Here is a 12,798-nt window from a genome sequence, read left to right as displayed (position 1 = left end):
CGAACGCCCACGAGGTGACCAGCTTCACCCTTCGGTGCCGCCGCGAGCGAGCCGGACGGCCTCGGCCCTTGTCTGCTTCAACACCGCGAGCAATTCGACCTGGCGCCGTGAGAGATAGGCCGTGCGCATCCTCTCCGACGCGGGCGAGCCCTCCCAACGTCGGGCGAACGCGAGTTCTGTCACCGCGGCCTGGTAGGCGCCCACCGCTCGGGCCGCCGCCCTGCCGGACTCCTTCCGAGCCTGCTTGCGCCACTTCCGGCGAGCGGAGAGGTCGGAGAGGAGCGGGATCTCGGATGGCGCTATCCAGCCCGCCTCCGCCATACCGGGAAGGGTCGCCGCGATGATGCGCTGCTCCCTTCGCCGCTGCCACACCATGATCAGCACCACTGCGGTGAAGATCGGCACCATGATCAGGAAGTAGACGTTCAGGAAGACCGTCGCACCGCCGAGCGTCGCTGACGCGTTCCACAGCGCGTGCAGCAGCACCGCGCCAACGTAGGCCCCCAGCGGTACGAGGATCTTCGCGGTGCGCACGTTCGACCGCGCCACGAGGCCGACCCCGATACCGATGAGGACTGTGAAGAGCGGATGCGCGAACGGCGAGAGCACGCCGCGCAGGATGAACGCGGCGAAAATCCCGCCGGAAAGCCCGTCGCCGAATCCGTGCTCGACGAAGGCGCGCCCGAAGTAGTAGACGTTCTCGGTGAACGCGAAGCCTGCCGCGGCCAGTCCCGCGTACACCATCCCATCGACGACGCCGTCGAACTCGTGCGAACGCCACAGCATCAGCAAGATCACCGGTACGGCCTTGACCGCCTCCTCGACGAGTGGCGCCGACACCAGCGCACTCACCTTGCCGCCGTTGCCGGTGCCGAGCAGCAGATCGCCCACAGCCTGCGCTGTGTCGTTGACGAGCAAGGCGGTCAGAGTGGCGACACACGCACCCCACGCGAACGTGATCAGCAGCAGCTTCGCGGGCTCGGGTTCCCAGCGGTCGATCCACAGCAGGGCCGCCACCACGACGAGCACCGGCACCACAGCGGCCACAACGCCGATGAGCACCGCGAGCACGCCGACACGCACCGTCGCCAGCCCCAGCACGAGCAGGCCGGACAGGGCGAGGCCCGCGATTCCGGCCACGGGCAGCAGCACGGTCAACCGGCGTGGCGTGTGCCTTCGCAGGGTCGGTGACGACGACGGTGTCTGTGATGACGACTGGTCGGTGGCGGCTCCACTCACGCGGGAACCTTAGCGGCACACCACCGCCGCCATCGCGCCCGTGCCGGGCAGCGTTGCGGGGCCGCGCCAGCCAGCGTCGGTCGGCGTCAGTCGGCCAGCGTCAGTCCGCCAGCGTCAGTCCGCCAGCGTCAGTCCGCCAGCGTCAGTCCGCCAGCGTCAGTCCGCCAGCGTCAGTCCGCCAGCGTCAGTCCGCCAGCGTCAGTCCGCCAGCGTCAGTCCGCCAGCGTCAGTCCGCCAGCGTCAGTCCGCCAGCGTCAGTCCGCCAGCGTCAGTCCGCCAGCGTCAGTCCGCCAGCGTCAGTCCGCCAGCGTCAGTCCGCCAGCGTCAGTCGGCGGCACGCCGCCGACGACGAGGCGTGGAACCGCCTGCTCCGTATGCGGCGAGCAACTCGCTCACCGAACGGCCCTCCGCGTGGGAACCGGCAGGCTCGTCGCTCGCCTCCACAGGTTCCGCCGCGCGGCGTCGCCCTCCGGACTGTGCGGAGTCCGTCGCGTCCGGCTCCGGCGCCGACCGCGAACGGCGCGACCCACCCGACGGCACGCTCGACATCCACGCGGGTTCGTCGTCGCCCGCCCGATGCCGCCTGCCACCTCCGGAAGAGGATGTGGCTTCCTCCGGCTCGGCCCTCCGCCTGCGGCCCCCGGAACGAGGCACCTCGCCGACCTCGGGCGGCAGGGTCGGGTTCGGTTCCGGCGGCGCGGGCACGGGGCGGTTCGGCCGCTCGGCGACAGTGGCCTCGACCGGGGACTCCACGGGCGCCGGTTTGGCGGGCGCCCGCCGAACGGGTTTGACGGGCCTGCGGATCTCCGTACCCGCTGTATCGGGGCTTTCCTGCTGCGGCTTCGGCTGTCCCTGGCGTCCGCCGACCGGCGGGGTCACGGCTGTCCTCGCCTCGACGGGACGCTGCGTCCGGGTGGGTGCTTCCTCCACCGCGGGCCGCGTTCTCCGCGCCGCAGGCGGGCCCTCGGGGTCGAGCGAGCGCGCGACCCTTCCTTCCACGGGGCTGATGGCGGGCCGGGACCGCTCGGCATCGGTGCCGGGTGATTCCGCCTCGGGAGAACGATGCGGGGAGTACGCGGCGGGCGACGTACCGTTCGGCCTCGCGACGGGGCGCTGCTGCGGGCGGGACATCTCCGCCCTCGCCCGGTTGGCGGCCTCACTGGCCCGCGCCATCGCCGCGCCCGGCCTCGGTTGAACCCTGCGAGTGGGCGGATCCGCGGGCCGTTTGGCGGAACCGCCGTCCTCAGCGGGACGCGCGGGACGCGGCACGAACCGGGTGCGGGGTGTGCCTGGCTCCCTGCGCCGGGGTTGCTCGGCACGCGCCACCACCGGTTCGTCGGCCTCCTCGGTCTCCGGCTGGACATCGAGATCCCTGATACGGCCAATCAGTTCGGTCGGCGAGTCGAGCGCGTCGGCGGGATCGACTCCCACCGTGATCGCAGGCCGCCCGCCTGCCACCTCGCCTGCCGTGACGAGCCGCTGGTCGTCACCGATCTTGCGCATGCGGGTCGATTGGGCCGTCAACGCCACACGCTCCCACAGCACCTCGCCACCGAACAGGTTCTGGAGGTTGTCGCGCAGGCTCCGCAACTCCTCGCGCAGCGCTTCGAGTTCCTCACTTCTCTCGGCCTCGATGCGCTGCCGGGTCTCCGCCTCGACCTCCAGTTCGTGTTCCCGCCGGGCGGCGATCTCCTTCTGGAGTTCGAGTTCGTAGATCTTCTGGGCCTTGGCGACCGACTTCTCGTTGAGGACCGCCTGCTTGCGGTACTTCGCCGCCATGAGCGCACCGATCAGCGCGGCCCACAGTGCCGCGACGACGGCGAGCCTGATCCATCGCAGGTCGTCTGTAAGCACCAGGGCGAGGGTGGCGCCGATGGCGAGGAGAAAGCCAACAGCCAGCCACGGCTTCGCCGCCGATCGGTCCCGCGAGTCGTCACCCACGCCAGTCATGCCCACACCGTACCGTCCGGTGATCCTTCCGAGACCTTTCCGGTACTTCGAGCGGTGGTTACGGCGCGTTAACCGGTCGGGGGTGAATCGCGGTCCCGATCGCTGTCCTTCGGTGTGCGGCAGCAATGCTCCAGCCAGAGGGCAGCGGCGATGAGCAGCGCCGAGGAGATCACGCCGACGATGGTGGCTGGAAGGTCCTCCGAGGCCGCCACGATTTCACCCGAACGAGGAGCGAGGTAGGCGAGCGCGCCGAGCCAGGCACCGACCATCAACGCGCCGAGAAGCGACGACGCCTTGGCAAGCGCCACCGCCCTCGCGATCCCGATACCTGACTCGACCCTGCGCTGTCTGATCCGCGAGCGAATCCCGAGAGCGAGCACCGTCTCCCCGAGCGCCAGAGCAAGCAGCGGCAGCCCCGCCAGCGGCGGCAGGGCGGGCAACGACCCGAACGCGAATCGGAAAAGGGGATACGTCACGCCGAAACCGAGCACCACGGCGACGAGGAGATCCCGGGCCCTCGTGAACTGCATGGTCACCACCGTACCGACGATCGAGACAGTCTGATTGACTCTCCACTTACTGGAGACTTCACCATGGAGCCGGGAACGGAAAACGAGCATGTTCACGATCGGCGAGTTGTCCCGGCGCACCGGGCTGCCTGTCAAGACCATCCGGTTCTACTCCGACGAGGGCCTGCTCCCGCCCACCGGGCGCACCCGCGCCGGATACCGGCTCTACGACGTCAACGCGCTGGCCAGGCTGGAACTGGTCCGGACGTTGCGAGAACTCGGTATCGGGCTCGCCGAGATCGATGCCGTGCTCGCCGAGGCAGGCAGCCTGCCCGTGATCGCGGCGAAGCACGTGGAGGTGCTCGACGAGCAGATCCGCCTGCTCACGCTGAGGCGAGCGGTCCTGCGCGCGGTGACGAAACGCAAATCCGAATTCGACGAGGTGAAGTTGATGAACAAGCTGGCAGCGATGTCGGATGAGGAGCGGCAGCGGCTCCTCGACGACTTCTGGGACGAGGTGACCGAAGGTCTGGACGTGGATTCCGAGTTCTACGCCAGGATGCGCGGGTGCAAGCCCGACCTGCCCGCCGATCCGACGCCCGAACAGCTCGAAGCCTGGATCGAGTTCGCTGAACTGGTGCGGGACCCCGGGTTCCGAAAGCTGATCCGGGGCATGGGCGAGCGGCAGGCCGAGATACTTCGTGACAACGATGGGTCCATGGACGCCTTGTCGAAAGCACAGGCCGAGCATTGGGCGGATTGGACGGGGCAGGCACGGAAGGCGCTGGACGAAGGGCACGCTCCCGATTCCGCCGCCGGAAGGAAGCTGGCCGACGAGATCACGCGGGCGGGCACCGCGGATGGTGAGGCCGACACACCCGCACTGCGCCGCTCGCTGGCCGACCGGATCGCCGACGGTACCGACCGCAGAGCCGAGCGGTACTGGCAACTGCTCGGCATCATCAACGGCTGGCCCCCGATCCCGACCATGGTTCCCGCAGTGGAATGGATCGTCGCGGCGCTTCGCGCCTCCGCGCAGTGATCTCGCGGGGCGGGCACCTGCCGGTCCGCCCCGCGTCACCGTTGCGGTCAGAGCGTGAGATCCGCGCGCCGGTGTACACCGGCGCGGTCGTCGGCAGGCAACGCCGCGAGCAGGTCCTCGGCCCTGCCTCTGCCCGGCACCTCGGCGCCGGGATCGATCTCCAACCACGGGATCAGCACGGTCGCGCGCTCGTGGGTACCGGGGTGCGGCAGCAACAATTCAGGGTCGTCCGACCGCATACCGTCCACCGTCACCACGTCAACGTCGAGGGTGCGGGGCCCCCAGCGGCGTTCCCGCACTCGCCCTGCGCGCTGTTCGAGATCCTGCCCCGTGCGCAACCATGCCCAGTGGTCGCGGGCGGGGTCTTCGACCACGCAGACGGCGTTGAGGAAGTCCGGTTGGTCGGACACACCCCACGGAGCCGTTTCATAGACCGAGGACACAGCCACCATTACGTCCCGAAGGCCGTCCACGGCGAGGCGCAGGTAGCTCAACCGGTCGCCCAGATTGGAGCCGAGCGACAACACGGCACGGCTCATCGTCGCTCCCTGCGCACGGTCACGGCGACGTCGGCGAAGGTCAGCGGGATCGGTGCGGACGGCTTGTGCACGGTGACCTCGACGGCGGAGATCCGCTCGTCGAGCAGTACCTTCTCGGCGATCTCCACCGCAACGCTCTCGATGAGGTCGCGCGCGGGGCCCGCGACGATGTCCGCCGCGCACTGCGCCAGCTCGCCGTAGTTGACCGTGTCGGCGAGGTCGTCAGAGCCCGCCGCGGCCGAGACGTCCAGCCACACGGTCAGATCGACGACGAACTCCTGCCCTTCACGCTTCTCGTGCTCGTAGACGCCGTGCCTGCCGAAGACCCGCAAGCCCGTGAGCGTGATCCGGTCAGTCACGTCCCCTCCGCCAGGCCTCGGCCACCGACACGGCGTCGAGCGACGCACCGACGTCGTGCACTCGCACGCCCCACGCGCCCGCGTACGCCGCGAGCGTCGAGACGGCCGCCGTGGCCACCTCCCTGCCCGACGGCGGGCGTGGCTCACCCTCGGCATCGGCGAGAAGCCGCCCCAGAAAACGCTTGCGCGACGCTCCGACGAGCACAGGGAACCCGAGTGCGAGCACAGCGTCGAGAGCATGCAGCAGCGCCCAGTCGTGCTCGGCGTGTTTGGCGAACCCCAGCCCGGGGTCCAGCACGATGGCTTCCTCCCGCACCCCGGCCGCGAGTGCCTCGTCCACCCGCGCACTCAGCTCGTCCCGGACTTCGGACACGACGTCGTCGTACTCGGCCAGCCGGTTCATGTCCCTGCTGTGCCCACGCCAATGCATGAGTATCCAGGGCACGCCCGTCTCGGCCGCGACCTTCGCCATGTCGGGATCGGCGAGGCCACCCGACACGTCGTTGATGATCCGCGCGCCCGCCTCCACGGCCGCGGATGCCACCGCAGCGCGGGTGGTGTCCACCGAGAGCGTCAGTCCCTCCGCTGCCAGTGTTCGCACAACAGGCAGTACCCGAGCCAGCTCCGTCTCCGCATCGACCCGCTCCGAACCCGGCCGCGTTGACTCACCACCGACGTCGATGACGTCCGCACCCCTCCGCCACATGGCGTGGGCGTGCGCGAGCGCGTCCTCCCTGCTCAGGTAGCGCCCTCCGTCGGAGAAGGAGTCCGGAGTGACGTTGAGGACGCCCATCACCACACAGCGTCCCGGCCTCGGCAGCGCCGGGTGGGTCATCGACGGCCCTTGATGAGCTCCAACGCCTCCGCCCGCGACGACGCCGACGTCTGCAAGAGACCACGGACCGCCGAGGTGGTCGTGCGGGCCCCAGGCTTGCGGACACCACGCATGGACATGCACAGGTGCTCGGCCTCGATGACCACGATGACGCCGCGCGGGCGCAGTTTCCGGTTCAGAGCATCGGCCACCTGCGAGGTAAGCCGCTCCTGCACCTGCGGTCGCTTCGCGTACAGGTCCACGAGCCGCGCCAGTTTCGACAACCCCGTGACCTTGCCCTGGCCGTTGGGGATGTAGCCGACGTGCGCGACCCCGTGGAACGGCGTGAGGTGGTGCTCGCAGAGGCTGAACATCGGGATGTCCGTGACGAGCACCAGTTCCTCGTGGCTCTCGTCGAACGTGCGATCGAGCACGTGATCGGGGTCGGTGTACAACCCCGCGAACATCTCGCGGTAGGCCCTCGCGACCCTGGCAGGTGTCTCCCTGAGCCCGTCACGTTCCGGGTCCTCGCCACAAGCCAGCAGGAGTTCCCTGACGGCGCGCTCGGCCCTCTCCTGGTCGAAGACGGCGCGACCGGCCCTGGGGAGCTCCGCGTCCACCTCGAAGGGGGAGTATCCGTTTCCGGTCCCGCCCGTCCCGCCCGTCACGTCAGCCACGTCAGCCACGTCAGACACGTCAGACACGTCACTGCCTTCCCCGATCACGAAGGCGCGCTGCCGTCCTGATCGTCGTCGTCCTTGCGCTCGGGCTTCGCCTCGGAGGAGGGCGCTGCCGGCGTGGACGGCGCAGCCGGCTGCTGAGGCGCGGGGTTCTGGTCGCGCCACGGGTAGCCGCGGCCGCTCGGCTGCGTTGCCGGAGTCCAGCCGGGGGGAGCCCCGTAGTGCGGAGGCCCCGCGCTTGTGCCGCCACCGGATTGACCGGCGTTGGCCGACCACGAACTCGTCCCGCCGTTGTTCCGGTGGTGGGCACCGTTGGGCCGGGCATCGCCTTGAGGCGGAGCGTACGGATTGTACGTGGCCGAGGCAGAGGGCTCCGGCTGCCCGTGCGGCGGTCCGCCTGGCAGGTCGTTGCCTCCGGACACCGTGGCCACGGGTGTGGGCTCAGGCTCCGGAGCCTTCCGCTCCTCGCCATCGGCACCGCTTCGGCTCTCGGGGCCCTCGGGCGGCCAAGGCTCGCCGCGCTCCAACGCCAGCTCACGCGGCGTCTTGATCGGCGGCTTCTCGGAAGGCAACCGTTCACCGAACTCGTTGAACGTGGTGATGCGCGGGCGCTTCTCCACCGTGGCGAAGATCCGTTCGAGATCCCGGCGCTGGAGGGTCTCCTTCTCGAGAACCTCCATCACGAGGTCGTCGAGGACGTCGCGGTAGGTCGTCAGGACCTCCCACGCCTCGGTGTGCGCCGTCTCGATGAGCTTGCGCACCTCCTCGTCGATCTCGTGCGCCACCTCGAGCGAGTAGTCCGGCTGCCTGCCCGCCGACCGGCCGAGGAACGGATCACCGTGCTCCTGGCCGTACTTCACAGCGCCGAGCCTCGGCGACATGCCGTACTCGGTCACCATCGCCTTGGCGATCTTCGTGGCCTGCTCGATGTCGGACGACGCACCGGTGGTCGGCTCGTGGAAGACTAGCTCCTCGGCGGCACGGCCACCCATCGCGAACACGAGCCGTCCGATCATCTCGGACCTGGTCATGAGCTGTTTGTCGTCCTCGGGGACGATCAGCGCGTGCCCACCGGTCCTGCCACGCGGCAGGATGGTCAGCTTGTAGACCGGTTCGATGTCCGGCATCGCCCACGCGGCGAGCGCGTGCCCGCCCTCGTGGTATGCGGTGATCTTCCGCTCGTGTTCCGAGATGATCCTGCTCTTGCGGGCGGGCCCGCCGATCACCCTGTCAACCGACTCCTCCAGCGCGGCATCGGTGATGACCGAACCGTTCTCGCGAGCCGTGAGCAGGGCGGCCTCGTTGATGACGTTGGCGAGATCCGCACCCGACATGCCGACCGTGCGCTTCGCCAGCGCTTCGAGATCGACGTTGTCGGCGAGCGGCTTGCCCTTCGAGTGGACCTCCAGGATCGCCCTGCGGCCCGCGAGGTCGGGGGCCGACACCGGGATCTGGCGGTCGAACCGGCCGGGACGCAGCAGAGCTGGGTCGAGGATGTCGGGCCGGTTCGTGGCCGCGATGAGGATGATGCCGCCACGCGAGTCGAACCCGTCCATCTCGACGAGCAACTGATTCAGCGTCTGCTCGCGCTCGTCGTGCCCACCGCCGAGACCGGCGCCACGCTGGCGGCCCACGGCGTCGATCTCATCGACGAAGATGATGCACGGCGCGTTCTGCTTCGCCTGTTCGAACAGGTCCCGAACCCGGGAGGCACCGACACCGACGAACATCTCGACGAAGTCGGAACCGGAGATCGTGTAGAACGGCACCCCGGCCTCGCCTGCCACCGCGCGCGCCAGCAGCGTCTTACCCGTGCCGGGCGGGCCGTACAGCAGGACGCCCTTCGGGATCTTGGCGCCGAGCGCCTGGTAACGGGCCGGGCTCTGCAGGAAGTCCTTGATCTCGTGCAGTTCCTCGACCGCCTCGTCGGCGCCGGCGACGTCGTTGAACGTCGTGGTCGGCATGTCCTTGTTGAGTTGCTTCGCCTTGGACTTGCCGAAGTTGAGAACGCGGTTGCCGCCACCCTGAGCGCTGTTCATCATCCACATGAGCAGCAGCACGAGGATGCCGAGCGGGATCAAGTAGATGAGCAGCTGCGCGAAGATGCTGTCCTGGGTGACGGTGGTGTTGAACTTGACGTCACGCTCGCCATTTCCCGCGTTCACCAGCGTGTTGTACAGCTGGTCGGAGGCACCGGCGGGGAACTGCGTGCGCACCTGCTCGACCTGCTGGCCATCGACCTCGATCGGGTCGGCCAGCTTGAGCTTCAGCTGCTGTTCGCGGTCCTCCAGCGTGGCTTCGTCAACATTGCCAGAGCGGATCTGCTCAATGGCCTGCGACGTCGGCACTTCGGCGAAATCGCCGTCGGTGTCGTTGACTGCGGTGAAAACCAAGTACAGCAGCAGCGGAACCAGAAGTATCCACAGCAGTGGGTTCCTGAGCAGGCGCTTGCGGTCCATTCGATCCGGCCGTGGTGGCCTCGACCCTCCCTGGCTAGGCGGTAGGTTGTGACATCCGCCGTCGCGGTACTGACACATGCGCGGGCGCTACGGAGTTCACCGTCTCACCAGCGTACCGTCCGGCTTCACTTCGGATGCCGGGCGCTCCTTGATGCTGTCAGGGACAACGACTGCGACGGCCGCCGTGTTCCCCGAAATCCGTCACCGGCTCAGCGGGTGACCTCGGCGACCAGCTCGCCGAGGCGGCTGCGCAGGGTCTTCGCGTCGGCCGGTGCGACCGCTACCCATTCCCTGCCGTCGGGTCCGGTGCGCGACACGCTCAGGTAGCGACCGGACGCGGTGTCGAACCAGGCCAGCACGGACGAACGCCGCTTGGTGCCCAGTTCATCCCTGCTGTTGGCGGCGAGCTGTCCCCCTCGCAGACGTGGCTGCCCGATCAACGTCGCGTACGTCTCGACGGGGTCGTGCGACCGGTCGGCGAGACCACCCCGCCTTCCTGGCGCGCCACTCGCCGCCGCGGTCTGCGAAGGCCGGACCCGCATCGCCTCGTCGAGCGGCAGGGTGATGGAAGCCTCCGTGCCGCGCGCCCCAGGCGGGAGCAACCCGATGATCGCGGAGACGAGCCCGTCGAGATAGAGAGGGCGAAGCCACACGCCGTCGGCGTCCTGGACGGCGAGAACGGCCTTCGTTCCGTCCGAGGCGGCCAGCGCGGCCACCGGCCGCTTCCGGAACTCCGGGATGTGCAGCGCGTCGATACTGAGTGAGGGCAGCGCCAGCATGCGAAGCCACTCCTCGACCGGCGAGCCGGGGATGTTCCTGGCCGAGAGCTCCGCCTCGACCCTCCTGCGCAGCGCAGCGCGTTCGGCCTCGTCCTCACCGTGCGACGGCACGGTCAGCGGGTACGGCAGTTCCCCTGCCCCGACCTCCTCCCACAGCACGTCGAAGGTGACCGGTGTGAAGAACTCCTGCGCGGACACGGTGCCCCCGAACTCCAACGACGTGACGGACCTGACTTCGATCGAGAGAATAGCGATCAGAGAGGCGCGGCAGTGGCCTGCGCCACGGAAGACAGCATCTCCGACATCCTGTGCCGCAGGGTTGGCGCGTCCGCGGGCGCGATGACGATCCAGTCTCGCCCGTCGGGACCCCGGCTCGCCTGTGTGAGGTAGCGGCCAGTCTCGGTGTCGAACCAGCTCAACACCGGCGAACGGCTCCTGCCGCCCGAACGTCCCCGTGAGTTCGCGCCGATCTGGCCACCACGCTCGCGGGTCTGAGCGTGCAGTCGCGCCAGTGCCTTGCGGTCCTCGTCGGCGCGGGCCGTGCTGCCGTCGGTCGTTGCCGGCCTGCGCTGCATGAAGTCGGCCCCTGGCCCCACAAGCAACTGCTCAAGGGGCACGTTGATCGACTTCTCCTTGCCCCTCGGCGCGCCGGGCAACTGCCCCACGATGGCGCTGGCGAGCCCGTCGGGCGGGATGGTCTCCAGCCACACCACTCCCGCCTCCTGCACGAGGAGCACGGCGTGCCGGCCCGACGCCCCTGCCACGGCCATCCGGGGTTGCGCTCCCGGAGCTGAGATCAACACGGAATCGAGGCTGAGGTCGGCCGTGGCCAGCACACCGAGGGCGTCCTCGATCCACGGCCCGAGCCTGCCGTTGTCGTCGATCAGACCTCGGCGTGCGAGAGCGGCGAGGACCTCGGCGCGGAGAGCGGCCCGCTCCTCCACCGTGTCGCCGTGGGAACGCAGCGTGATCGGATACGGCGGTTCACCGAGGCCGCTCGCCTCCCAGAGGAAGTCGAGTTCGACCTCGGTGAGCCTCTCGCGCACTGCTATCGCCCTTCGTCGTCGTCCCACGCACCCAGCACCGGGGGCGCAGCCGACTCCGTGGCCCCGAACGTGGCGTCCGGGTCCGGCTCGATGAGGAACGAGGCGTGCGTGTGTTCCTTCTCCCCGTCCTGGCGGCCTGTGGCCCCCATGCCGCCCATGCCCATCGGCGCGGCCGTGGCCGCCGCGTTGGCTCCCGGCACACCGCCGGGCAGAGGAGCGACGGAACCCTGATTCTGCGGCTGGCCCGCCATGCTGGTGCTCCCGGTCTGGTTGGCCGAGGCCACCGTCTCCGAGGTCACGACGTCCTTCTTCGCTCCGCTGCGCTTGCCCGACGACAGCGACTTGGCCGCCTTGACGCCCGCGTAGCCGAGCGCACCACCGGCCGCGGCCGCGCCGAGGGCGCTTCCGGCGCTGAACCCACCGCCGGTGGGGGCAGAGGGAAGCTGCCCCGAGCCGGTTCCCGCACCCGTGCCCGGCAGGCCGTGGGCCCGACCGCCCTGGCCACCGTCGGCGCCTCCGTGGGCGGCGTCAGCCGCGCCACCGACCGCAGCCGCGGGCACACCGCCGTGGGCGGACGACACGCCTCCCGAGACACCGGAGAGCGTGAAGGTGCCCACCGCGCCGAGCCTGCCCGCCTCCGCGGCGACGCCGCTGCTCAACGGCTTCAACCCCAGCGACTCCGGCCCGAAGCTCGGGGTCGTGCCGTCGATCTGCGACAGTTCCTCGGTGTAGGCGTCGAGGAACGCGATCTGCTGCGCCTTGACCGCCTGCGCCGCGTCGTGCTGCTCCTTCATGTCCTTGACCATCGCGGCGGGACCACCGGCGAGCATGGCCGCCGTCTCCGCGCCCGGGTCGAACTCCTTCGGCTGCGGCATCGTCTTCAGCTTGGCCGCGGCAGACGCCTGCTGTCCGAGGCGGTCCTGCATGGTCTTCGCCGCCTCGGACGCCTGCGAGCTGGAGTTGGCGATGCCGACGAGCGCACCCTGAGCGGCGCCCGCGCCCTGGCCGACCCACGCCGCGCCGAGTTCCTTGATGGCGTTGTAAAGGTCGTCCGCGATCTTGGAAAGCTCACTGCTGTGGCTGCCCCAGGTTTGGCCGAGTTCCTCTGCCGTACCTGGCTCGTTGTTGACCGTCGCGTACGCGTACAGCTGCTCGCTGTTCCTCGCCGCCCAGTTCGGCCGCGAACCGATCGCCCTGTCGTCGCCGTACTGGAAGCCGTCCGCACGACTCCTCGCACGCTCGACGAGATCGGCGACCTCGGCGCTCTCCTCGTGCAGGACGGTGTTGACATCAGCGGGGACAGAGCCCATGTCGTACCCGCTGCCCGTTCTCGTGGTGGGCTCGCCGGAGGCGTTTCTGTCCGAGTACATGTCTTCCGTTTC

General features: G+C 69.5%; 12 protein-coding genes. 1 reads left to right on the top strand and 11 read right to left on the bottom strand.

Annotation, left to right across the window (positions count from 1 at the left end):
* Window positions 1–24 precede the first annotated feature (24 nt).
* The 3 genes from SACXIDRAFT_RS12375 to SACXIDRAFT_RS12365 all read right to left on the bottom strand — a co-directional run bounded on the left by SACXIDRAFT_RS12375 (window position 25) and on the right by SACXIDRAFT_RS12365 (window position 3,719).
* Complete coding sequence (locus SACXIDRAFT_RS12375) at window positions 25–1,152, bottom strand: PrsW family intramembrane metalloprotease (RefSeq protein WP_006238902.1); 1,128 nt, start codon at window positions 1,150–1,152, stop codon at window positions 25–27.
* A gap of 411 nt (window positions 1,153–1,563) precedes the next feature.
* Window positions 1,564–3,189: a DUF6779 domain-containing protein gene (locus SACXIDRAFT_RS12370; RefSeq protein ID WP_006238901.1), complete on the bottom strand. Its 1,626-nt coding sequence runs from the start codon at window positions 3,187–3,189 to the stop codon at window positions 1,564–1,566.
* 68 nt (window positions 3,190–3,257) lie between these two features.
* Complete coding sequence (locus SACXIDRAFT_RS12365; RefSeq protein WP_006238900.1) at window positions 3,258–3,719, bottom strand: DUF3180 domain-containing protein; 462 nt, start codon at window positions 3,717–3,719, stop codon at window positions 3,258–3,260.
* A gap of 88 nt (window positions 3,720–3,807) precedes the next feature.
* On the opposite strand from SACXIDRAFT_RS12365, the gene SACXIDRAFT_RS12360 reads away from it, so the two are divergent.
* The gene (locus SACXIDRAFT_RS12360; RefSeq protein WP_006238899.1) at window positions 3,808–4,740 is read left to right on the top strand and encodes a MerR family transcriptional regulator; all 933 of its coding nucleotides are present in this window, start codon (window positions 3,808–3,810) and stop codon (window positions 4,738–4,740) included.
* Window positions 4,741–4,787: 47 nt separating this feature from the next.
* On the opposite strand, the gene folK is transcribed toward SACXIDRAFT_RS12360, so the two are convergent.
* From folK to SACXIDRAFT_RS12320, 8 genes are all read right to left on the bottom strand, one after another.
* Window positions 4,788–5,279 carry a 2-amino-4-hydroxy-6-hydroxymethyldihydropteridine diphosphokinase gene (gene folK / locus SACXIDRAFT_RS12355; protein ID WP_006238898.1) on the bottom strand — a complete coding sequence of 164 codons (492 nt, stop codon included), beginning with the start codon at window positions 5,277–5,279 and terminating at the stop codon, window positions 4,788–4,790.
* Window positions 5,276–5,638 (bottom strand): dihydroneopterin aldolase, encoded by a 363-nt coding sequence (gene folB / locus SACXIDRAFT_RS12350; RefSeq protein WP_006238897.1) that lies wholly within the window; start codon window positions 5,636–5,638, stop codon window positions 5,276–5,278. Before folB ends, folK begins: the two co-directional genes overlap by 4 nt.
* On the bottom strand, window positions 5,631–6,473 hold the full coding sequence (gene folP / locus SACXIDRAFT_RS12345; protein WP_006238896.1) for a dihydropteroate synthase: 843 nt from the start codon (window positions 6,471–6,473) through the stop codon (window positions 5,631–5,633). Before folP ends, folB begins: the two co-directional genes overlap by 8 nt.
* Window positions 6,470–7,129 (bottom strand): GTP cyclohydrolase I FolE, encoded by a 660-nt coding sequence (gene folE, locus SACXIDRAFT_RS12340; protein WP_408640389.1) that lies wholly within the window; start codon window positions 7,127–7,129, stop codon window positions 6,470–6,472. Before folE ends, folP begins: the two co-directional genes overlap by 4 nt.
* Before the next feature lie 44 nt (window positions 7,130–7,173).
* Complete coding sequence (gene ftsH / locus SACXIDRAFT_RS12335; RefSeq protein WP_006238894.1) at window positions 7,174–9,591, bottom strand: ATP-dependent zinc metalloprotease FtsH; 2,418 nt, start codon at window positions 9,589–9,591, stop codon at window positions 7,174–7,176.
* 209 nt (window positions 9,592–9,800) lie between these two features.
* Window positions 9,801–10,568: an ESX secretion-associated protein EspG gene (locus SACXIDRAFT_RS12330; RefSeq protein ID WP_040922620.1), complete on the bottom strand. Its 768-nt coding sequence runs from the start codon at window positions 10,566–10,568 to the stop codon at window positions 9,801–9,803.
* Between the two features lie 56 nt (window positions 10,569–10,624).
* The gene (locus tag SACXIDRAFT_RS12325) at window positions 10,625–11,416 is read right to left on the bottom strand and encodes an ESX secretion-associated protein EspG (protein WP_006238892.1); all 792 of its coding nucleotides are present in this window, start codon (window positions 11,414–11,416) and stop codon (window positions 10,625–10,627) included.
* 2 nt (window positions 11,417–11,418) lie between these two features.
* Window positions 11,419–12,786, bottom strand: coding sequence for a hypothetical protein (locus SACXIDRAFT_RS12320; RefSeq protein WP_006238891.1), 1,368 nt, complete (start codon window positions 12,784–12,786; stop codon window positions 11,419–11,421).
* Window positions 12,787–12,798: the final 12 nt, after the last annotated feature.

This window comes from Saccharomonospora xinjiangensis XJ-54 (assembly GCF_000258175.1).
GTDB classification, from domain to species: Bacteria; Actinomycetota; Actinomycetes; order Mycobacteriales; family Pseudonocardiaceae; genus Saccharomonospora; species Saccharomonospora xinjiangensis.
This window is presented reverse-complemented; position numbering and strand designations above follow the sequence as displayed.